This window comes from Alcanivorax sp. 24 (assembly GCF_004360225.1).
GTDB lineage: Bacteria > Pseudomonadota > Gammaproteobacteria > Pseudomonadales > Alcanivoracaceae > Alloalcanivorax > Alloalcanivorax xiamenensis.
This window is the reverse complement of sequence record NZ_SNUA01000003.1, coordinates 373,756-395,546: the sequence shown is the minus strand read 5'-3', so window position 1 is coordinate 395,546 and position 21,791 is coordinate 373,756. Positions and strand designations below refer to the sequence as shown.

The 21,791-nt window shown below is 64.0% G+C and carries 21 protein-coding genes; 16 read left to right on the top strand and 5 right to left on the bottom strand.

Annotated features, from left to right (window positions below):
* The first annotated feature begins 2 nt into the window (after positions 1-2).
* From E0L37_RS06670 to E0L37_RS06660, 3 genes are all read left to right on the top strand, one after another.
* Positions 3-695 (top strand): NAD(P)H-binding protein, encoded by a 693-nt coding sequence (locus tag E0L37_RS06670; protein ID WP_133490978.1) that lies wholly within the window; start codon positions 3-5, stop codon positions 693-695.
* Between the two features lie 67 nt (positions 696-762).
* The gene (gene rraA, locus E0L37_RS06665) at positions 763-1,245 is read left to right on the top strand and encodes a ribonuclease E activity regulator RraA (protein ID WP_133490977.1); all 483 of its coding nucleotides are present in this window, start codon (positions 763-765) and stop codon (positions 1,243-1,245) included.
* A gap of 69 nt (positions 1,246-1,314) precedes the next feature.
* Positions 1,315-1,722 (top strand): CBS domain-containing protein, encoded by a 408-nt coding sequence (locus E0L37_RS06660; RefSeq protein ID WP_236564086.1) that lies wholly within the window; start codon positions 1,315-1,317, stop codon positions 1,720-1,722.
* Positions 1,723-1,775: 53 nt separating this feature from the next.
* On the opposite strand, the gene E0L37_RS06655 is transcribed toward E0L37_RS06660, so the two are convergent.
* Positions 1,776-2,756, bottom strand: coding sequence for a malate dehydrogenase (locus E0L37_RS06655; protein ID WP_133490975.1), 981 nt, complete (start codon positions 2,754-2,756; stop codon positions 1,776-1,778).
* Positions 2,757-2,946: 190 nt separating this feature from the next.
* Entirely contained in the window at positions 2,947-3,297 is a 351-nt protein-coding gene (locus E0L37_RS06650; RefSeq protein ID WP_133490974.1) for a poly(hydroxyalkanoate) granule-associated protein, read from the bottom strand.
* 124 nt (positions 3,298-3,421) lie between these two features.
* Between E0L37_RS06650 and E0L37_RS06645 the strand changes: the two genes are divergently transcribed.
* The 6 genes from E0L37_RS06645 to modC all read left to right on the top strand — a co-directional run bounded on the left by E0L37_RS06645 (position 3,422) and on the right by modC (position 8,866).
* A complete protein-coding gene (locus E0L37_RS06645) occupies positions 3,422-4,948 on the top strand; it encodes a carboxylesterase/lipase family protein (protein WP_133490973.1) in 1,527 nt (508 codons plus the stop codon).
* A gap of 193 nt (positions 4,949-5,141) precedes the next feature.
* Entirely contained in the window at positions 5,142-5,474 is a 333-nt protein-coding gene (locus E0L37_RS06640) for a BolA family transcriptional regulator (RefSeq protein WP_133490972.1), read from the top strand.
* Positions 5,471-6,406, top strand: coding sequence for a rhodanese-related sulfurtransferase (locus E0L37_RS06635; protein WP_133490971.1), 936 nt, complete (start codon positions 5,471-5,473; stop codon positions 6,404-6,406). Before E0L37_RS06640 ends, E0L37_RS06635 begins: the two co-directional genes overlap by 4 nt.
* 11 nt (positions 6,407-6,417) lie before the next feature.
* Positions 6,418-7,146 carry a molybdate ABC transporter substrate-binding protein gene (gene modA, locus E0L37_RS06630; protein WP_133490970.1) on the top strand — a complete coding sequence of 243 codons (729 nt, stop codon included), beginning with the start codon at positions 6,418-6,420 and terminating at the stop codon, positions 7,144-7,146.
* Positions 7,146-7,823: a molybdate ABC transporter permease subunit gene (gene modB / locus E0L37_RS06625; RefSeq protein WP_133490969.1), complete on the top strand. Its 678-nt coding sequence runs from the start codon at positions 7,146-7,148 to the stop codon at positions 7,821-7,823. Before modA ends, modB begins: the two co-directional genes overlap by 1 nt.
* Entirely contained in the window at positions 7,820-8,866 is a 1,047-nt protein-coding gene (gene modC, locus E0L37_RS06620; protein ID WP_133490968.1) for a molybdenum ABC transporter ATP-binding protein, read from the top strand. Before modB ends, modC begins: the two co-directional genes overlap by 4 nt.
* On the opposite strand, the gene E0L37_RS06615 is transcribed toward modC, so the two are convergent.
* The gene (locus tag E0L37_RS06615; protein WP_133490967.1) at positions 8,844-9,956 is read right to left on the bottom strand and encodes a hypothetical protein; all 1,113 of its coding nucleotides are present in this window, start codon (positions 9,954-9,956) and stop codon (positions 8,844-8,846) included. The genes modC and E0L37_RS06615 overlap by 23 nt on opposite strands.
* A gap of 299 nt (positions 9,957-10,255) precedes the next feature.
* On the bottom strand, positions 10,256-10,480 hold the full coding sequence (locus E0L37_RS06610) for a hypothetical protein (RefSeq protein WP_133490966.1): 225 nt from the start codon (positions 10,478-10,480) through the stop codon (positions 10,256-10,258).
* Between the two features lie 201 nt (positions 10,481-10,681).
* On the opposite strand from E0L37_RS06610, the gene E0L37_RS06605 reads away from it, so the two are divergent.
* From E0L37_RS06605 to E0L37_RS06575, 7 genes are all read left to right on the top strand, one after another.
* Positions 10,682-12,253: a GMC oxidoreductase gene (locus tag E0L37_RS06605; protein ID WP_133490965.1), complete on the top strand. Its 1,572-nt coding sequence runs from the start codon at positions 10,682-10,684 to the stop codon at positions 12,251-12,253.
* A gap of 473 nt (positions 12,254-12,726) precedes the next feature.
* A complete protein-coding gene (locus tag E0L37_RS06600; RefSeq protein ID WP_201303773.1) occupies positions 12,727-13,227 on the top strand; it encodes a hypothetical protein in 501 nt (166 codons plus the stop codon).
* Positions 13,228-14,064: a class I SAM-dependent methyltransferase gene (locus tag E0L37_RS06595; RefSeq protein ID WP_133490964.1), complete on the top strand. Its 837-nt coding sequence runs from the start codon at positions 13,228-13,230 to the stop codon at positions 14,062-14,064.
* Positions 14,065-14,163: 99 nt separating this feature from the next.
* A complete protein-coding gene (locus E0L37_RS06590) occupies positions 14,164-15,042 on the top strand; it encodes a LysR family transcriptional regulator (RefSeq protein ID WP_133490963.1) in 879 nt (292 codons plus the stop codon).
* 43 nt (positions 15,043-15,085) lie between these two features.
* On the top strand, positions 15,086-17,584 hold the full coding sequence (gene hrpB, locus E0L37_RS06585) for an ATP-dependent helicase HrpB (RefSeq protein ID WP_133490962.1): 2,499 nt from the start codon (positions 15,086-15,088) through the stop codon (positions 17,582-17,584).
* 245 nt (positions 17,585-17,829) lie between these two features.
* Complete coding sequence (locus E0L37_RS06580) at positions 17,830-18,624, top strand: thioesterase family protein (protein WP_133490961.1); 795 nt, start codon at positions 17,830-17,832, stop codon at positions 18,622-18,624.
* 4 nt (positions 18,625-18,628) lie between these two features.
* Positions 18,629-19,261 (top strand): 1-acyl-sn-glycerol-3-phosphate acyltransferase, encoded by a 633-nt coding sequence (locus E0L37_RS06575; RefSeq protein ID WP_133490960.1) that lies wholly within the window; start codon positions 18,629-18,631, stop codon positions 19,259-19,261.
* 302 nt (positions 19,262-19,563) lie between these two features.
* On the opposite strand, the gene E0L37_RS06570 is transcribed toward E0L37_RS06575, so the two are convergent.
* The gene (locus E0L37_RS06570; protein ID WP_133490959.1) at positions 19,564-21,783 is read right to left on the bottom strand and encodes a TonB-dependent receptor; all 2,220 of its coding nucleotides are present in this window, start codon (positions 21,781-21,783) and stop codon (positions 19,564-19,566) included.
* Positions 21,784-21,791: the final 8 nt, after the last annotated feature.

Sequence of the window (21,791 nt, the reverse complement as noted above, 5' to 3'; positions counted from 1 at the left end):
TAATGACCCGACGTGCTCTGGTGTTGGGCGCCACCGGGCTGGTTGGCCGGCACTGTCTGAGACTGCTGCTGGGCTGCAAGGCCTACGATGAAGTGCGGGTGCTGACCCGGCGTGAGGTGGAGGTGGAGCACCCCCGCCTGCGGGAGAAAGTGATTGATCCGGAGCAGTTGGAACAGGAAGGCGACTTCTTCAAAGTGGACGATGTGTTCTGCTGTTTGGGTACGACCATGAAAAAAGCCGGCTCACGGGAAGCCTTTGAACATGTGGACCACGAGTTGGTGGTGCGCTGTGGACACATGGCCAGGCAGGCCGGTGTACAGCGTTTCATGGTGGTGTCCGCGGTCAATGCCAATGCCCGTTCTTCCTTTTTCTATGCGAGGGTGAAAGGGCGCATGGAACAGGATCTGGAGGCGCTCGGTCTGCCGCTGCTGGCCTTGATCCAGCCGTCCTTGCTGCGCGGCGACCGGCGAGAGAAGCGGTTGGCGGAAGGCGTGGGCAATCTGATCTCCCGGTTGCTGGAACCGGTGACCCGCTGGACTGACGCGCACTGGTTGCCGGTGCCGGCGGAACGGGTGGCGCAGGCCATGGTGGGCATGGCCCTGATGGGGCCGGACACCGGTGTCCACCGGGTACGGTATCGGGACTTTCAGGTGTTCGCCGGCAAATTCCAGAGTCAGTTCCCGGCTCTGGCCTGATTTCCCCCATTAATGTTGATTCGCCCGGCCGACGGCCACGCCGCGGCGGGCCTGCCAAGGAGTGAATATGACGTTCGTAACCTGCGATCTGTGTGATGAGCATGCCGATAAAGTGTCCGTGGTTACCGGCCTTAATTGGTTCAGCTATGGTGGCCGTCAGGCGTTTGGCGGCGAGATCGTAACGGTAAAGTGTTTTGAGGATAACTCCCGTGTGAAGGAGCATCTGGCCACTGACGGCAAAGGCAGGGTGCTGGTGGTGGACGGTGGCGGCAGCCTGCGCAATGCCCTGATCGGTGACATGATCGCTGAAAACGCGGTGAGCAACGGTTGGGAAGGGGTGATTATTCATGGCGCCTGCCGTGACGTGCTGGAATTAGCGAAACTGGACCTTGGCGTGGTCACTCTGGGCTGTGTGCCGATCAAATCGGTCCGTCGCGGTGAAGGCCAACTGAACATCGACATCACCTTTGGTGGCGTCACGTTCCGCCCCGGTGATTTCGTCTACGCCGATGCCAATGGCGTGATCACTTCCACCGAAGCTCTGCTATGAGCCCAGACCGCCGGGGGCGCGGTTTGTAGGATACGTCTGGATCAAGGGAATGAAATCATGTGGAAAACAATGAAAGTAACGGACTACATGAAGCGTGGTCCGCTTACGCTTGATCCGGGTGTCTCCCTGTTCCGTGCCATGGAGCTGTTGCTGGAAAATCGTATTTCCGGAGCACCGGTGGTGGAGCGGGGTGTTTTGGTGGGGATGTTCTCGGAGTCAGACAGCCTGCGCGGCATGCTGGAAGCCCGGTACCACGGTATCGAGATCGGTGTGGTGGCGGATTATATGAGCCGTGAACCACAGGTGCTGCCGGCCCGTGCCACGGTATTGGAAGCGATGGAGGTTTTTCTGCGCCACCACCGCCGCCGCCTTCCAGTGGTGGAGAACGGAAAACTGGTGGGGCAGATCAGCCGGCACGATATTCTGCGCGCGATGCTGGAGATGGCCGCCGAGGACGGTATTGTTTCGGAAGCCTGATCGCCGCTTCACCGGGCCCGCGAGTGCGGGTCCCCGGTGAATACGGAAGGCGATTACGGCAGCAGGTGGCTTACCGCGTCGCGCTCTTCGGCCAGTTCTTGCTCGGTGGCTTGCATCTTGGCTTTGGAGAACTCGTTGTTTTCCAGGCCCTGAACGATGCTCCAGTCGCCATCCTTGCAGGTGCAGGGGAAAGAGTAGATCAGGCCTTCCTGGATACCGTAGGAACCGTCGCTGTAGATCCCCATGGAAACCCAGTCACCTTCATCGGTGCCCAGCGCCCAGGAGCGCATGTGGTCGATGGCGGCGTTGGCGGCGGAAGCGGCGGAGGAAGCGCCACGGGCCTTGATGATGGCGGCGCCACGTTGCTGCACGGTGGGGATGTAGTCCGCTTCGTACCAGTCCTGCTCGATCTGATCGACGGCCACTTTGCCGTCCACTTCACAGTGGTGCAGATCCGGGTACTGAGTGGAGGAGTGGTTGCCCCAGATGGTCATCTTCTTCACATCGTTGACGGTCTTGCCCAGTTTGTTGGCCAGTTGCGCCATGGCGCGGTTGTGGTCCAGACGGGTCATGGCGGTGAACTGACGCGGGTCGATGTCCGGCGCGTTGCGCTGGGCGATCAGAGCGTTGGTATTGGCCGGGTTGCCCACCACCAGCACTTTGATGCCTTTGCTGGCGTTGTCGTTGATGGCTTTACCCTGGGCGGAGAAGATCGCCGCGTTGGCTTCCAGCAGGTCCTTGCGCTCCATGCCCGGGCCACGGGGACGGGCACCTACCAGCAGGGCGTAGTCGGCGTCCTTGAAGGCCACATTGGCGTCGTCGGTTTGCACGATACCGGCCACCAGCGGGAAGGCGCAGTCTTCCAGTTCCATCACCACCCCTTTCAGGGCTTCCAGAGCGGGGGTGATTTCCAGCAGTTGCAGGATTACCGGCTGATCCTTGCCAAGCATGTCGCCGGAAGCGATACGGAACAGCAGGGAGTAGCTGATTTGACCAGCGGCGCCAGTCACCGCCACGCGTACAGGTGCTTTCATGAAGGTCTCCTAGATCGTGGGGAGATGAAGTCGGCGCGCATTATAGAGGACCGCGCCGCCAAGCGCACGGGGGAAGGAGTCGCTAGCACGCTTACACGCAACACGCAAACACGCCGGCACCTAGTTGCTGCCGGCGATCAGGCTTTGGGTTTAGCGTGCAAGCGTGTTGCGTGTAAGCGCGTCCGGGCGCTTAGCCGGCGGCTTTCTGCTCGCGGGCCATTTTGTTGACCTTGCGGCTGATGCGGTCCAGCTTCTTGCCCAGCGCGTCCATTTCGTCGCGGGTGGGCAGGCCAAGCACATGGGCCAGATTGGCACGCCAGTCCTGAGGGACCACGGCCTTGGCTTTGTCACCGGCCTTGCCGCGCAGCGCTTCACCGGTCTCCACCAGCCCGTTCAACAGGCGCTCACCATTCCCGGTAATCTGATTCACGATTCCCCGGGCGGCTTTGTTAAGCTTGTCCGTGGTGGCGGACAGGCGCGCGCGCAGGCCTGCGGTTTCGGTGACTTCGGTCTGGGCTTCTGCTACGTCATGTTCACTCATTGAATGGCTCCTGTGCCAAGTCGTAAGCGTTGTAGTAACGGCTACAAGTGTACGTTGAGTGCATGCGGGGCTCTTTTTTTCTGTCGAACAATTCGACAACCAGCCAAGTGCTAAGGAGAACAAGGTGGCGAATGAACAGACCGTGACCCTGTCGCAGGGTCGCTATCAGGGCGTACCGGGGGAGGGTGTCCACGAATTCCGGGGCGTGCCTTATGCCTTGCCACCGTTGGGCGAGCGCCGTTTCAAGGCGCCCCAGCCGCTGCCCGACAGTGATCAGATGCAACGGGCTGACCGTTATCCGCTGCCCTCCTTGCAGCGCCGTAACCCGCTGATGGGCGTGGAGGAATCCGGCGAGGATTGCCTGTATCTGAATATCTGGGTTCCCGAAGGCGAGGGCCCCTTTCCGGTGATGTTGTGGTATCACGGCGGCGGCTACACCGCCGGATCGGTTTCGCAGATGCTGTATAACGGCGCCGAGCTGGCTCGTCATGGCAAGGTGGTGGTGGTCAACGCCGCCTACCGGCTGGGCGCTCATGGCTTCGCCGATTTTGCTTCGGTACTGCCGGGAGCGGACAGCAACCTGGGGTTGCGTGATCAGATCGCCGCCCTGGAATGGGTGAATCGCCACATCGAGGCCTTTGGCGGCCGGGCGGACCAGGTAACCCTTTTCGGCGAATCCGCCGGTGGTTTCAGTGTCGCCTCGCTGATGGCGGCGCCACGGGCGCGGCCACTGTTCCAGCGCGCCATCATCCAGTCCGGCGGCGCCGATTTCGTGCTGTCGCCGGAGGAGTCCCGGCGCGTCACCGAGGCGTTTCTGGCGGCGCTGCCCGGCGAGGGTGATGTCGCCGACCGTTTACGGCAGGCCGACGGTGAAGCCTGGCTGGCGGCCCAGGGGGAGGCCTTGCGTACTTCGGTGGCGCGGGGATTACGGGATTCCACCCCTCAGTTCGGGATGAATTTTTTGCCAATGGTGGACGGCGACCTGCTGCCACGGGTCCCGGTCCAGGCCATGGCCGAGGGGGCCTGCGCGGATATCGAGCTGCTCGCCGGAGTGTGCCGGGACGAATGGAACTTCTTTCAATATTCCGGGCCGTTGGCCGGCTTCCCCACGGTGGAGCAGATGCGCGCCATGGACGATGCCGAGATTCTGCGTCGCTTTGAACGTGCCGCGCCGGGCAACGGCCAGCGCCTGTTCGACTATTATCGCGCTCACATCACCCCGCACCCGCGGCGCAGCAACATGGACTGGTTCTCCGCCATGGAGAGCGACCGTCTTTTCCGGGTGCCGACTTTGCGTTTGCTGGACGCTCAGGCTTCCCGGCAGCCGCGCACCTGGGGGTTCCAGTTCACCTGGCCAAGCACCCAGTTCGGTATTCCCATGGGCGCCTGCCATGTGATCGATGTGCCGTTCGTGTTCGGCATTACCGATACGCCGGTGGGGCAGTATTTCACCGGTGGTGGCGAGGAGCCGAAACAGCTTGCCCGCCGGGTACAACAGGTGTGGAGCGACTTTGCCCACGGTCGTGGCGCGGACTGGCCCGCCTGGGGCGAAAGCCGCCGGGTGCACCAGTTCGGGCCCGGTGACAGTGACGCGGCGTTGCTGGACGAACAGGGCGAGGCGCTGTGGGAGGTGGTGATTCCACGGCCGTAGCAAACCCGCTTGCACGCAACACGCTGGCACGCTTGGAAAACACATTGTTACCCCGGGCTTGCCCGGGCGCTCCTTTGATTTTGCGTGTAAGCGTGCGGGCGTGTTGCGTGCAAGCGGGTTATCGGCAAAGACTGCAAAATGATCACTAAAACCGTAGAATAGCGTCCCCAAACCCGATTCCACGGAGAGCAGTATGAGCGTGGCTCAAGCCATTGAGCGCAAAATCCGCGACGCCATGCCGGTGGTCCATGTCATGGTGGAGAACGAAAGCCACCGTCACAACGTGCCGCCCGACTCGGAAACCCACTTCAAACTGACGGTGGTGTCCGAGTCGTTCGCCGGCAAGATGCCGGTGCGCCGTCATCAGGCGATCTACGCGATACTGTCCGAGGAATTGGCTGGTCCGGTGCATGCACTGGCCCTGCATTTGTTCACGCCCGAGGAATGGGACGCCCGCGGCGGCGAGGTGACGGCCTCGCCGGATTGCCGTGGCGGCAGCAAACATGATCCGGAGTTCAGTCGATGAACGATGTCATCGTGGTGGCGGCGTTGTACCGCTTTACCCGTCTCGACGATTATCAGAACCTGCGTGAGCCGCTGCTGGCGTGCATGACCGAAGCCGGCGTGCGCGGCACCTTGCTGTTGGCCCGGGAAGGCATTAACGGCACCATCGCCGGCAGCCGTGAGGGCGTTGACGCGGTGCTGGCCTGGTTGGCGGCGGACGGCCGTTTTCAGGGGTTGGAGTACAAGGAATCCTATACCCACGAGCCGCCGTTCCTGCGCACCAAGGTGAAGCTCAAGAAAGAGATCGTCACCATGGGCGTGGAGGACCTGGATCCGGATGCCGAACGTGGCACCTATCTGGAGGCGGAGGACTGGAACCGGGTGATCGCCGATCCGGAAACTCTGGTGATCGATACCCGCAACGACTACGAGTTCGAAGTAGGCACCTTCGCCGGCGCGATCAATCCTCACACCAAGGCGTTCCGTGAGTTTCCGGATTATGTGCGTGAAAATCTGGACCCGGCCCGCCACAAGCGGGTGGCGATGTTCTGCACCGGCGGCATCCGCTGTGAAAAATCCACCGCCTATCTGCGCCAGCAAGGCTTCGAGGAGGTTTATCACCTCAAGGGCGGGATCCTCAAATACCTGGAAGACGTGCCCAGGGACGAGTCATTGTGGCAGGGCGAATGCTTCGTGTTCGATGAGCGGGTCACCGTCGATCACGACCTGAAGCCTGGCCAGTATCAACAGTGCCATGCCTGCCGCCGGCCGATCTCGGATCAGGACAAACTGTCCCCGATGTACGAGCCGGGGGTGTCTTGCCCGCGTTGCTATCACGAATCCACGGCGGATCAGAAAGCCCGCTTCGCCGAGCGGCAGCGTCAGATCGAACTGTCCCGCCAACGTGGCGAAGCCCATCTTGGACAAAATCCCCGGGAGTCCGGATCACATTAACGGAGACCGGCATGGTCCGCTTCGCCTGCTGTGCTTTGCTGATGGTGCTTCCGCTACTGGCGTGGCCGGAAGCGCCGGTGCGGGTGGCGGTGGCCGCCAATTTCGCCGGTCCCATGCGGCAGCTGGTGGCGGATTACCAATCCCGGCACACCGGGGCCGAGGTGGCCGTCAGCGTGGGCTCCACCGGCAAGCTTTATGCACAGATACGGCAGGGCGCGCCGCTGGACTTGTTCCTCGCCGCCGATGAGGCCCGCCCGCGTCAATTGGAGCAGCAGCAGGGCATTGTCGCCGGCAGCCGCCGTACCTATGCGCTGGGCGTGCTGGCACTGTGGAGCCGGGAGCCGGGGCTGACTCTGGGACCGGAAGCACTGCGGGGCGGCGAACTGACGCCGCTGGCGCTGGCCAACGCCCGTACCGCGCCTTACGGGGCTGCCGCCGAGGCGGTGCTGGCCACCATGGCGCTGCCGGAGTCCGTCACTCTGGTGCGTGGCGAGAACGTGGGGCAGACCTTTCAGTTCATCCACAGCGGCGCCGCCCGGGCCGGATTCGTGGCCCTGTCCCAGGTAAAGGACGCCGGCGGCAGTCTCTGGTTGCCGCCGATGGAGTCCTATCCGGCTATTCGCCAACAGGCGGTGCTGCTGGATGACCGGCCCGCGGCCCGCGCTTTCTATGATTTCCTGTTCAGTGACGCCGCCCGGCAACGGATCGACGCGGCCGGGTATCGCTTGGAGACGCCTTGATGCTGGCGGCCGGTGACGCTCTGGCATTATGGGTGAGTGTCAAACTGGCTCTGATCACCACCGTTATCCTGTTGCTGCTGTGCACACCGCTGGCCTGGTGGCTGGCCCGGCGTTTCCGTCCCGGTCAGGCCCTGCTGGAATCGCTGCTGGCGTTGCCGCTGGTGCTGCCACCCACGGTGCTGGGCTTTTATCTGCTGCTGTTTCTTGGTCCGGATGGTCCCGGCGGCTGGCTTGGTCCCTTGCTGAATCGGCCGGGATTGGCGTTCTCCTTCGCCGGTCTGGTGATCGGTTCCGTGGTCTATTCACTGCCGTTCGTGCTGCAGCCGTTAAAGAATGCGTTCGCCGCCATAGATAACGACGTTCTGGACATGGCCGCCGCCGCCGGCGCCAGTCCTCTCGACCGCTTCTTCTCCGTGGTGCTGCCATTGGCGCGCCCGGGTTACCTGTCCGCCGCGGTGCTCGGCTTCGCCCATACCCTGGGAGAGTTCGGGGTGGTGCTGATGATCGGCGGCAGCATTGCCGGCGAGACCCGGGTCGCCTCGGTGGCGCTGTATGAGCATGTGGAGGCCGGGGATTACGCCAGTGCCCAGCGTTTGGCGCTGGTGCTGGTGGTGATGTCGCTGGCGCTGCTGTGGGCGGTGTTCCGCTGGCAGAAGAAGGCGCGGGGGCCGCTATGAGTCTGTGCCTGGATATCGCCCTTCGTCGCGGCGCTTTTGAGCTTTCCGTGCAGGGGACGTTGCCGGAGCGTGGCGTGACCATCCTGTTCGGAGAGTCCGGGGCCGGCAAAAGCAGCCTGTTGCGGGCGGTGGCGGGTCTTGAGCCTTGCCAGGGACGGATTGAATTCGACGGTGAACGTTGGCAGGGTCGTGCCGGAACGCTGCTGGCCCATCGCCGGCCGGTGGGCCTGATGTTGCAAAAACCCGCGCTGTTTCCACACCTGGACGTCATCGGCAATCTCCGCTACGCCGCGCGGCGGGCACCGGTGTCGGCTGAGCGTTGGGAAGAAGTCCTGGAACTGCTGTCCTTGGCGCCGTTGCTGTCGCGCCGGGTACAGGGGCTTTCCGGTGGCGAGGCCAGCCGTGTGGCGTTGGGACGGGCACTGTTGAGCGCGCCACGGTTGCTGCTGCTGGATGAGCCTCTGGCGGCCCTGGATCAGGCCCGGCGTCAGACGCTGATGGCGGTGATTGGCCAGGTAGCGAAGACCATTCCGGTTCTGTATGTCAGCCACCATTTGGACGAGGTTCTGACATTGGGGGAGCACCTCTGGTGGTTGCGCGACGGTGCCCTGGCGGCGCAGGGCGAGGTCAACGATGTGCTGGCTGGCCCCGGCTCACCGCTGGCGGAGCACCGGGACGCGGCGGTGGTGCTGCGCACCCGGCATCTGCGTTATGAACCGGAGCATCATCTGTTGGTATTGGCGCTGGGTGCCAGCGAGATGAGAGTGCCGGCCTCCGGGCCCGGCGGTGACACACCGCGTCTGCGGGTGGCGGCGCGGGACGTGAGTTTGACGTTGTCGCCGGCCAGCGATTCCAGCGTGCTGAATATCCTGCCGGCCATTGTCGACGATGTACGGACACTGCCCGAGGGGCAGTGTCTGGTGCGGCTGCGATGTGAACAGCAGTGGTTGCTGGCGCGTCTGTCCAGCTATTCCCGGGACCGGCTGCGACTGGCTCCGGGGAGCCGGGTCCATGCCCAGATCAAGGCCGCCGCGCTGGTGTAGCCAGGGGCGGCTCGGCCTCGCTATCGCAACCGGCCTGTCCGCGCCAGTCCGGCGCCAGCCCGAAGCGCAGCTCCCCGGTGGTGATGGTGCTGGTGCCGGAAAACAGGAACATGCCCACCGTCACTAACTGCAGGCAGAGAATCATACCCGGCTGCCACAGGGTGGTCAGACCGGCGCTCAATACCGGCACAACAGTGTCGCCGCCCGGTAGCAGCGCGCTGATCAGCAGGCCGTAGAGCGCCGCCAGGCTGGCCATGGTCTGGTAAACCGTAAAGCGCTTGCCGCCACGGAAATCCGCCCGTAAAAACTCCGAGTACACCCGCCACGATTGTCCGCCGGTCAGTGTCAGAGCGAAGGCGATGGCATAGAGTCCGTGGAAGTACAAGGCCATGCCCGCCAATGCCAGCAGGGTGTGGAACACGCAGGTGAGGGCCTGGATCGGAATGACCCGCACCGCTTCCATGTTCCCGGCGAAGGCGATCTTCTTGGTGAAGCCGTGAAAGACATGGTGCAGGCCGGCGAAACAACGCCGGGCCCAGGCCGGCGCGTGCTCCAGGGATTTCCCGTAACAGCAGCCGAAGCTGATACAGGCGAGCCGGCCGATACCTTCGCCAAGCACATAGGCGATGGTCATGGCGGCCAGCAGTGGCATCACCGGCAACGGCTCTTGCCACCATTGCCGGGACACTTCATCGGCACCCCAGAGCAGCAGCGGCGCCAGCAGGATACCGACGAAACTGGCGCCCCCCACGGTAAAGCCGTGGCGATTCTTTTCCACCACCGTGGCGATCAGCTTGGCCGCCGGCAGACAGATTGCCAGGATTCCGGCGGTCAGTCCCAGTGAAATGCCCAGCGGGACGCCGGAAGCGGCGGTGAGCAACACGAACGCGGCGACGCCAAAGCCGCCGGCCAGACCGGTGAACAGCCCATAATAGGTGAGATTCAGCGTGCGCCAGGTGCCGTCCCGGTTTTTCGCCAACGGCAGGCAGGCAACGAATTGCCAGCGCTCCCGGGGCAGAGCACGGAACAGTAGCCGGTAGCTCAAGGCGAACAGCACCGCCAGGGCGAGTACAAAGAGATCCGCGTCCATGATTGTCCCTCCGCTTGTCCGATTCCACGGCAGGCTAAGGAATGAGCAAGGACGGATCGGTGACGGATTGTTGACGGTTTGGTGAAGGCGGGGATAAGGCGCTGGCATAGGACACGCAAGCACGCCATGCTTGCCAGCCCAGTAGCCATGCGGAAAGGGCTGATTGCTTAACAAGTGAAGGGTGGGCCAGCATGTTTTCAGGACTGGCTACTGGGTTTTGGATTTAGCGTGCAAGCGTGCTTGCGTGTAAGCGTGCCAGCGAATTACAGGGGCCCATGTGCCATGGGACGCGACCCTGTTTAGACCTTCCGCAAATAATATTCCGCCGCGTGAACGATCAGATCGGTAACCGAACGATCCTCGCGCAGGGCCTGCATCTTCAGGCGCTTGTGCAGATCCGCGGGAATGTCGGCGGTGAGGCGTCGGTGTCCGGCCCGCACTGAACCGGTACGGCGCATGCGCGGTGCCCGTTTCGGCGTGGTCGGGAGGTTCTGCTGCTGGTCGACGAAATCGATCTGTTCCATGATGAAAAGCTGGCGGGGCTGAGATGCGCGAAGGATAATACATAGCACCGCGGATGGACAGGAATTTACTTTCAATCCATCATGCAAGTGTTTGAAAAGCATAGGGAATAAAACGGACTCTTTGTCATTGCCTGGGGGCGCGACACGGTCGCGCGGCTTTTGCGGCGGTCCGGGTTGGGAACGGAGCAGGGGGGAAGCGCCATGGAAACAGTGGCGACACTGATTATCGGCAGTGGGTTCGGTGGGTCGGTGATGGCCTGCCGGCTGGCGGAACGCGGGGAACGGGTAGTGGTGCTGGAGCGGGGGCGCCGCTGGCAGTCACGGGACTACCCCAGTGTCAGCCAGGACAACTGGCTATGGGATGAGGACGAGCCCGAACATCAGAACGGTTGGCTCGACTTCCGCTACTTCGGTGACATGAGCATCGCCATGGGCGCGGGCGTGGGCGGCGGCTCGCTGATCTATGCCAACGTCAGCCTGGATGCTCGCCCGGAGATGTTCGAACAGGGCTGGCCGGAAGCCATTCGTTTCCCGCAATTGAGCCGCCATTACCACACCGTCGGCCAAATGATGGGGGTGCAGTCGCTGCCGGACAATCAGTGGACGCCGCGCACCCGCCTGATGCACGAGGCGGCGGAGAAGCTCGGTCACGGTGGCCGCTTCAAAGTGGTGCCGCAGGCGATCCAGTTCGATCCGGACTGGCATGCCGGCCTCGATGACGCTTACGACTATCGCCACAGCAAAACCTGGACCAATGCCCACGGCCGCGAGCAAGGCACCTGCGTGCATTGCGGCAACTGTGATCTGGGGTGTCCGGTGAACGCCAAGAACACTCTGGACCTGAACTATCTGGCACGGGCGGAGCAGCACGGTGCCGATATTCGCCCGTTGCACCACGTGCGCTGGATACGGCCGCTGGAAGACGGCCGCTACGAGGTGGGCGTGCGTGATCTGCTGGCCGGTGCCTGGCGCCGCTATCGCGCCGGCCGGGTGATCGTCGCCGCTGGCAGTGTCGGTTCCACCGAGTTGCTGTTGCGTTGCCGTGATCAGTACCGCACCTTGCCGAAGTTGAGCCGGGTACTGGGACGCAACTGGAGTTGTAACGGCGACTTCTTCACGCCGGCGCTCTATGCCGATCGCGAGATCGCGCCGACTCGCGGCCCCACCATCACCAGCGCCATCGATTACCTGGATGGCAGCGACAACGGCGCTCGCTACCTGGTGGAGGACGGCGGCCTGCCGGACTTGCTGGGTAATCTGCTGGAACACACCGCCCGGCACCCGCGTCTGGCACGCACCCGCCTGGCCACGGCCATGCTTGAATATGGCGAGGACAGTAACCCGTTTCTGCGTATGATGCCGTGGTTCGGCCAGGCGGTGGACGATCCCGGCGGCCGCTTCCGTCTGGGACGGCGCTGGTACGCGCCCTGGAAAAAGGACCGGCTGCGGCTGAAGTGGGATTATCGCAAGGCGGAGAAAGCGGTGCAGGCGCTGGCCGACCGCCATCTGGCGTTGACCGAAGCCACCGGTGGCCGAGGCATGACGCCGGCCACCTGGAAGTGGTTCAAGAACCTGGTAACCCCGCACCCGTTGGGCGGCTGCGGCATGGCCGATGATCCCAAGCAGGGCGTGGTGGACCACACCGGCGCGGTATTCCACTATCCCGGCCTGTATGTGGTGGACGGCGCCATGGTGCCCCGCGCGCTGGGATTGAACCCGTCCAAGACCATCGCCGCCCTGGCCGAGTACGCCGCCACGCGCATGCCAGGGTAATTCTTCACCGCGCCGTTACTGATGACGGGGGCGCGGCTCGGATCGCGGCGGCCAGATGCTCCCGGAGTGCCTGTGCCGCCGGCAACGTTTCTCCCCGTGCCGAGCAGACAGGCTGTGCCTGTTCACCTTGCAGCCGCCCGTGGCGAGAATGAACGGCTGCGTCGCCAGCGTGATGCCCGGCGCGGTGGCGCGGCGGGCGAGTTCATCAGTGCCTTCCTGGGAAACCACCTCGATAGCGTCGAGATGACCGAAGGAAAGCGGCCCAGGCGGAGACGTCCACAGCGCAGGCCGTGGCTGTCATCGACCAGTGCACGGATCGTGTCCGGATGGGCCCGCATGGCGCGGGCATGCTCCAGTATTCCCCTCTACGAAGCCATGCGCCCTGTAGATGGAGATCCCGACGAAGCTGTATGACGCCCCGCGTACCTGCTCCTTGTCGCCGCATATCGTATTGCACGAGTGAACGGATTCTGGTGGATATCCGCACCAAGAAAACCGCCGACGGCCGCGACTTTCTCACCATCAATCCGAAGGGCTATGTTGCCGCCCTGGAACTGGACGATGGGCGGGTGCTGACCGAAGGCGCACTGATAGTCCGGTACCTGGCGGATCCGCGACCAGAGCAGGGGCTGGCATCGCCGGCCGCTACCTGGGAGCGGGTGCGATTGCGGGAGCGGTTCAAATTTGTCACCTGTGAATTCCATGCCGGCCTGGCGCCGTTATTCAACAGGGCATTAGCGGAGACCGCGGGAGGGTATCTCGCCGAGCGGCCGCACCGGCGTCCGGATTATCCGCAGCCGACTCCGGCGGTGCGGGCGGCACCGCGGGGGAAGCCGCTTCGTAGCCAACGCCGCCGGGCTCGGGACAAGGGGGTATTCGTTTTGCCGGGGGTGGCCCTCGGTAAAAACGATTGGATGGCGTGGGTCGGCGTCGGCACACTCCCGGGTTTCGGGCAGAAAAAGCAGGGGAAGTGAATGAGCGATGCATTGCAATCCCGGGATTGGGCCAATGGGCGAGGCGGTAAATGGCAGGCTCAGTTGGGGGCCATCGAAGCCATGCTCAAACCGGTGGACAGACCCTTGCTGGACGCCATGGATCTGAGCCGGCCCGGCCGTATCGCCGATATCGGTTCCGGAGGAGGTGGCACCAGCCTGGCCATCGCGGCACGGGCGGCCGCCGGCAGCCAGGTTTATGGTTTCGATATCGCCCCGGAACTGGTGGCCAGTGCCCGTGAGCGTGCGGCCGCCGCGGCCGCTCCGGTGCTCTTCGAGCAGTCCGATGTCACCGTTGTCGATCTTCCCTTCCCCCGGTTTGATCAACTGGTGTCCCGCTTTGGCATTATGTTCTTCGCTGAGCCGGCGGCGGCGTTCGCGCGATTGGCGGACTGGCTGACACCCGGCGGCGGTTTCACTTTCGCGGTCTGGGGACCGGCGGATGACAATCTGTGGATGGACGGAGCGCGCCGTGAGGTGGCCGCGGTGATGAATCTGCCGGAGCCGGACTGGCGAGCGCCGGGACCGTTTCGGTACGGCGATCCCGATCCGTTGCTGGCGTTGCTGGCGGCCGCCGGTTTCAGTGGCCTGCACGTGGAGGAATGGCGCGGGCGGTTGCCGGTGGGGGGCGGACTGGCGCCGGAACCGGCGGCGGATTTCGCCTTGTCCAGTTTCGCCATCTCGGAGCGGCTGGCGGAGGCGGATGAGGCTCAGCGCCAGACCGCCCGGGAACGGCTGACGGAGCGGTTCCGCGCCCATGTGAGCAACGGCGAAGTATGGATGGGCGCGCGGGTCCACCTGGTCAGCGGACGGCGCTGAAGGCCCGGCGGGCTTCTCAACGCTATCCGATTCGGGCCATGATGCGGAACTGGCCGAAAGCCCAATCGGTCGGATAAAGAGCGACCGGATAAAGAGCGAATGGATCTGCAGCAACTGACCGTATTCGTGACGGTGGCCCGGGAAGGCTCCATCACCCGCGCCTCCCGCCGTCTGTGCCTGAGCCAGCCGGCGATCAGCGCCCGCGTTCAGGCCCTGGAACAATCCCTGTCACTGACCCTGTTCCAACGTACCCCCCGGGGCATGAACCTCACCGCCGACGGTGAAATCCTGCTGACCAGGGCGGAAGTGGTGCTGGCGGCCCGCCAGGACCTGTTGCGACAAGCCGCCCGCCTGCGCGGCGGGCCGGCGGGCCGGTTGCGGCTGGGTGCTGGCCATAATATTCAGCCGGCACCGTTACGGCGTTTGCTGACCGAATTGGCGCGCCATCATCCCGATGTGGACGTGGCGCTGGAATACGGTGCTTCCCGGGACCTCGCCGAAGCGCTGCAGCGAGGAGCCCTGGACGCGGCTTTTTATCACCGCGCCGGGCCGGCGGAGGAAGGCCTGATCGCCTGGGAACTGGCCCGCTTCAGCATTCAGTTGGTGGCGCCGTCGGATTGGGTGACACCGGGGCCGCTCGACTGGCGGCGTCTGGAGACGTTACCGTGGATTTGTCCCGGCACCGATAGCGGCTGCGGCCGGGCGGCGGAAGCGCTGTTCCGGCGGCACGGCATCCGACCGCCGCGCATCATTCGGGTCGACAAGGAAAGCATGACCCGGGGCCTGGTCGCCGCCGGTGCCGGGTTGGGCCTGGTGCATGAAGGCGGCACCGATGAGGCACGGCGGCAGGACGGAGTGACCGTGCTCTGTGAAGCGGGCCCCCCAGTGCGCCTGGTATTCGCCCATCGCGCGGATCGGGCGGACGACCCCTTGCTGAATGTAGTCAGCGCTCTGGTGGACGGCGCGCCCGTGCATTGACAGGGCTGCCCGCCGGACGGGTGCGTCTGTATCATGACGCGCCATGACCACGAATGCTTTTATCCCCTGCGATTCCCTGCCGGTGGACGAGGTTCTGCCGGACCTGCTCGATGCCCTGAAACAGCATGGCGGCGCCGTGCTGGAAGCGCCGCCGGGAGCCGGTAAATCCACCCGCGTGCCGCTGGCTCTGCTGGACGCCGGCTGGCGTCAGGGGCGCCGTATTCTGATGCTGGAGCCGCGGCGGGTGGCGGCACGCTCGGTGGCGGCCTACATGGCATCGCGGCTGGATCAGCCGGTGGGCCAGCGGGTGGGCTATCGCACCCGGCTGGACAGCCGCGTGGGCAAGGACACGGTGATTGAAGTGGTCACCGAAGGTGTGCTCACCCGTATGCTGCATGAGGATCCGGCGCTGGAGCATTACGCGGCGGTGCTGTTCGACGAATTCCACGAGCGTTCCCTACAGGCGGATCTGGGGCTGGCCCTGGTGCAGGAAGTGCGTCAGGCATTGCGTGAGGACCTGCGTTTGCTGGTGATGTCGGCGACCCTGGATGCGGAACCGCTGGGCCAGGGGCTGGCACTGCCGGTGGTGCGCAGTGAGGGGCGGCAGTACCCGGTGACGGTGCACTATCGGGCGCCGACGCGGGATCGTCACTGGCTGGATCATTGTGCCGATTGCGTGCGTGAGATGGCGGGCCAGGGCACGGTACTGGTGTTCTTGCCCGGCGTCGGGGAAATCCGGCGTCTGAGCGAGGCGCTGGTTGGCCTGGGCTGTGCGGTGGAGATTTTGCATGGGCGCCTCGATGGCGATGAGCAGCAGCGGGTATTGCGCGCCAGTCAGAGCCCGAGAGTGGTGCTCGCCACCAATGTGGCGGAGACCAGTGTCACGCTGGACGGTGTCACCACGGTGGTGGACAGCGGTTTGCAGCGCAGCCCGCAATACGATCCACGGCGTCATCGCAGCCGCCTGACCACCCGCCGTATCAGCCTGGCTAACGCTGACCAGCGCGCCGGGCGCGCCGGGCGGCTTGGGCCGGGCCAGTGCCTGCGGTTGTGGTCCCGGGAGGAAGTACTGGCCCGGCATATTGAGGCGGAGACCAGCCAGGTGGCGCTGGACGGTCTGGTGCTGGATCTGGCCCGTTGGGGGTGCCGCGACCCCGGTGAATTGTTCTGGCTGACGCCGCCGCCGGCGGGGCCCTGGCGGGCGGCGAGGGCGCGGCTGAAACGGTTGGGCGCGCTCGATGAGAAGGGCGCGCTCAGCGAACTGGGGCGGGCGCTGGCGGAACTGCCAATGGACCCGGAGCAGGGGGCTCTGGTGGTGCGGGGTGATCAATACGGCTGCTCGGAAAGCGCGGCGGTACTGGCGTTGCTGATTCAGGACGCGCCGGCCGGGCTGGACCGGGAAGTGGATTTGCAACGGCGCTGGCAACGTTATCGAGCCCGCCCAGGGGATTGGCCGTTACTGCGTAAAGCATTGCGGCGTTTGCGCGGAGTGCGGGCGGATCGGGAGGAAGCCGATGCCCGTCTGCTGGGGCGGGTGCTGGCGGAGGCCTTTCCGGACGGCCTGGCCCGCCGGCGAGAGCAAGGCACGGGTCGTAATGCCGTCGCTGATGGCGCCCGTCGTGCCCTGGCTGACGGCTCTCGTTACCTTCTCGCTGACGGCTCTGGCGCCCGTCTGCCACCGGGCTCGGCGCTGGCGGCACATGAATGGCTGGTGGTGCTGGACACCGACGGCGATCCCAAGGAGGGCCGTATCCGGCTGGCTTGGGGATTGGACGGGGACGCGCTGGTCAGGGTCTTGGAGCAGGCTCCATGGAGCGAACGGGTGGGATGGGACGAGCAGCGCGGGCGGGTCGTGGCCGAGCGGATACGCGCCCTGGGTCAGTTGGTGATTGAGCAGCGGCCGCTGCCCTCGCCATCGCCGGCGCTGATCGAGCAGGGTTTGCTGGCCGGTATCCGTCAGCGGGGGCTGTCGGTGCTGCCATGGGAACCCCGCTGGCGCCAGTGGCAAGCACGGGTGAACTGGATGCATCGGCTACGCCCGCAAGAGTGGCCGGCGGCGGACGATGGGGCGCTGCTGGATACGCTGGAGGACTGGTTGCTGCCGTTTCTCGCTGGCCGCCGAAGTTTGCGGGATCTGCGTGACCTGCTGTTAGGGCAAGCCTTATCACTGTGGCTTGGTCACGAACGGCAGGCGCGGTTGGATCAGTGGTTGCCGGAACGCTGCACGGTGGCGTCGGGGCGTGACGTGATGATCGATTATCTCCCCGAGGGCGGCCCGCGCCTGGAAGTGAAACTGCAGGAATGCTTCGGTATGGAAGCGCTGCCGTCCCTGGCCGATGGGCAACTGCCGCTGACCGCTTCGCTGTTGACCCCGGCCGGACGCCCGGCGGCCATCACCGGGGATCTCCACCGTTTCTGGCGGGAGGGGTACGCCGAGGTCCGCAAGGAATTGCGCGGCCGTTATCCCAAACACCCTTGGCCGGAGGACCCGCTGCACGCGGAGGCGACGGCGCGGACCAAGAAAGGCATGGGGCGGGGGTAACACGTTTGCGCGTTACATGCCGCCGACAGCGCCGATTCGCTGCCCAGGCAGCTTCCCTTAGCGGCTCCGTAGTGCTCTCTGTGGGAAGCTGCCTGGGCAGCGAACAGCTTATTAGAGGTGCCGCCGGTGTCCCTTCCGTGTCGCTATTAGCCTGATTGACCACGCATCCCGCAGTGTGATCGTTTCGGCCCTTTCCCTGGAACACGCCCTCTGCTATCAATAGCCGCTCTCGGAGGGAGCGAAATATGAAATTTGATTCCATTATGGTTGCGGCTGAAGCCAATGAAATGATTCTGCCCGAGGGTTGGGGGCAGGGCCGTGCCACCTTTGGTGGCTTGATGGGGGCCATCCTGATCCGTCATATGCAGGCGTATCTGGCGCGGGAACTGCCGGAGCCTCCGCCTTTGCGTTCTTTCGCTCTGACTTTTGTCGGTCCCGCTGTTCCGGGGCCGCTGGCGTTGAACGCGGAAATCCTGCGCAGTGGTAAATCCGTGACCCAGATGCAGGTTACCGCCCGTCAGGAAGGGCAGGTGGTGAGCACCATGCTGGCCAGCCTGGGGCACGCCCGCGACTCTTCCATCCGGGTTCAGGGGCCGGCGGCGCCGGACTGGAACCCCGCGGAAAAGTATCACGCCATTCCGTTCATGGAAGGTGTCTCGCCGGACTTTCTGCGCGAGTTCGAAATGCGCCCGGTGGCCGGTCAGTTTCCTTATTCCGGTAGCGATAAGCCGGACTTCGAAGGCTACATGAGCTTCCGTGAACGCCCGGAGCGCCAGGATGCCGCCAGCCTGGCCTGCCTGGTGGACGTCTGGCCGCCGTCGGTGATTCCGATGCTGACCAAGCGCGTGCCGTCCAGCTCCATGACCTGGATCATGGAGTTCCTGGAGGATCCGGCCGAGCTGCCCTGGACCGATCATTGGTTGTACACCGTGCACACCGACAGCTTCGCCGATGGCTACGGTCAGAATCGCTCGGTGATCTGGGATGGCGAAGGCCGTCCGGTGGCGTTCAGCCGCCAGACCATCGTGGTGTTTGGCTGATTCCATGAGCGGGCTTGAATTGCCTCCTCTACATCCGGCGGATCTGGGCGCGCGGGTGCCACGTCGCGGCAGCGTCATGATGGCGCTGCTGGGCCGCTGGGTTCTCCGTGCCATCGGTTGGAAAGTGGTCGGGCGTTTGCCGGACATATCCCGGGCGGTGATGATCGCCGCTCCGCACACTTCCAATTACGATGGACTGGTGGGCATCAGCGCGATCCAGAGCCTGCGCCTGGACATCCGTTTCATGGCCAAGCACACCTTGTTCCGGGGTCCCACCGGCGTATTGCTCAAGGCGCTGGGGGGCATTCCGGTGCACCGGGGCCGCGCTGGCGGGTTGGTGGAAGAAACGCAGAGATTATTGGCCGCTGGCGACCCATTCTGGCTCGGCATCACGCCGGAAGGCACTCGCACCGGGGCGCGGGAATGGAAGACCGGCTTCTATCGAATCGCCCTGGGGCTGGAATTGCCGATCATCGTGGTGACGTTCTGCTATCGGCGCAAGGAAGCGCGGATTCTGGACGCGTTCTGGCCCACCGGCGATGTGGAGAAGGATCTGGAAGCGATCTACGCCTTGCTGGACGACGTCGAGCCGCGCCATCCGGAAAGGCTGTCGGCGCCGCTCAAGCGCCGCCGGTAATACATCTGACGTGGAAGATGAAAATCGCGGCTCGTGAGCCGCTCCTACATAGGAAGAGTGTATAGGAGAGGCTGCCACCGTTGTGGAAGAGCCCCCTTGCGTGCCACACGCCTATGCGGCGCCGATTCGCGGCCAAGGCCGCTTCCCACAGCGGCTTCGTGGCATGCTCTGTGGGAAGCGGTCTTGGCCGCGAATGCAGCGCGAGTTTATGTCTCCGGGGCTGGGGCGGCTCCTGATAACGATGTCCTGTAACGCTGCAAAGCAATCAGGCTGGGTCCTTTTAAGCGTCAAGCATGCCGCTCTCAGTATTTAATTGAGTAGGACAGTGTGTAGGTCCGCCCCCGGCCACGCTGATCGAACATGGCGTCAGGGCCGTAGTAACCGCCGTAGAACAGTTGTGCCCGCTGGCCCCAGATGGTGCCGTAGTCGCGGTCAAACAGGTTCTGGATGCCCACGGACACGGTACCCACCGGCAGGCGCTGGCTGGCCATCAGATCCACCAGGGTGTAGCCGTTGATTTCGTTGTCGTAGTCGTCGTCCAGATCGTGGACATAGGTGCCCTGCACGCGAGCGCGGGTGCCGCGCTGCTGCCAGCCCAGGTAGGCGGTGGCTTTTGAGAGGCTGGCGGTGGTGGCCAGTTGCGGGTCCCATTCGCCGTCGTTCTTTTCTTCAGAACGGACAATATGGGCATTACCACCGAGGCTCCACTGATCGGTGAGCGAGTAGTCCAACTGAGCTTCGATGCCGTAGTTGCGCTTCTTGTCGTCTTCCACGTCCACGGACAGGTCGCCGCTGTTGATTTGCAGCGTCTTGTCCGACCAGCTGTAGTAGACCGCGCTCTGTGCGTTCCAGCGCTCGCCGTAGCCACGCCAGCCCAGCTCCACCTGTTCGGTCTTGATGGCATCCATGGGTTGGCCGTCCACGTCAATGCCACGTACCAGCACCCCGTAACCGCTGCTCTCATCGTAGCTGCCACGGCCGTAATATTTGGCCGGATCGGCCAGCTCGAAACCCTGGCTGTAGTTGACCCAGAGCTGATGGCCGTTGCTCAGTTCCTGAATAAAACCGGCGTTGAACAGAGTGGCGTGGTAATCATTATCGCCACCGGGGATGGCATCGGCGCCGCTGAGCTGGCCCCGGGCGATTTTTACTTGCTGGGCCACGGCGATGAAGTCATCCACCTCCACATCCATGCGCTGATGGCGCAGCCCGCTGCTGAAACGGAGCGTGTCCGTGATCCTCCAATCCGCCTGAACGAAGGCCGCCAGGCTATCCACTTGATAATCGGGATAGCGGCCCAGTTTGTTGACCCGGTCCAGGTCGAGGCCGCCGCTGTCCAGGACCCGCTGGAAGTCGAACAGCATCTGGTCGGAGTCGAACGTTTCCCGGTCGTAATCCACTCCGTAGGACACCCTGAATCGGTTCCAGTCTTTTACCAGCATGGCTTTGAGACCGGACAGGCCAGTGCTTTGCTGGGACGCGGAGTAGTATCCGTCAGGGGCGTTGGGATCGCTGCCCCGGTCCAGATAGGGGAAGGGGTGGAAGTCCATGGTTTCGTTGCGGGTGAACGCCTGCAGATACAGGGTCTGGCCGAGTATGTCGCCATGCCGGTAACTGGCGCTGAACTGGTAGCGGCGGGTGGCGGGTTCACGGTCTGAGTTAAAGCCGGAACGTACATCGAACGCATCCGGATCGGCGCCGGTGACCGCCGACAGGTTCTCGCCCAGATACAAACCCTTGTCGCCGTCGTAACCGGAATCGTAGAACTGGCCCAGCAGCTGCAGGTTCTGGTTTTCGTCCGGGTTCCATTGCAGCGAGCCGAGCAGATCCACGCTGCGGTTTTCCTGCAGATCGGTCTGGCTGATGTCGGGCAGCACGGCGTCACCGTTGCCATCGTAAAAGCTGCCGTTCTTCTGCACCGCCACACCGAGGCGGCCATGCAGTGTATCGCTGCCGCCGGAAACGGACTGGGCGGCGCGCAGATCGCGGTCGTCGCTGTTGTTGAAGCCGGAGGTCAGGCCCAGCTCGGTTTCATAGCCGGTTGGCCCACCCTGACCCTTTTTGGTAATGATATTGACGATACCGCCGGTGGCGCCGCCGCCGTAAATCGCGGACGCGCCGGAGAGCACCTCGATGCGCTCGATGTTGAAGGGATCAATGCTGTCGAACTGGCGGCTCAAACCCCGGGAAGAATTCAGTGATACGCCGTCGATCATCACCAGCACCGACCGGCCACGCATGTTCTGCCCATAGTTGGTACGGCCCTGCGGCCCCACATCCATGCTCGGGATCAGCGTGCCCAGCGCTTCCTTCAAAGATTTGCCGGAGCGAACCTGTTCCTCGATTTGTTCCTGGTAAACCACGTGGATACTGCCGGGCACCTGGCTGATTTGCGTTGGCGCCCGGGAGCCGGTGACCACCACGCTGTCGAGACGGTTTTCCGCATGGCCAGTGACGGCCATGGTCAGCAGTAACGGAGACAGGACGGCAAAGCCATTGAAAGTGTTCGCGCGCGACGACATTGAGACTC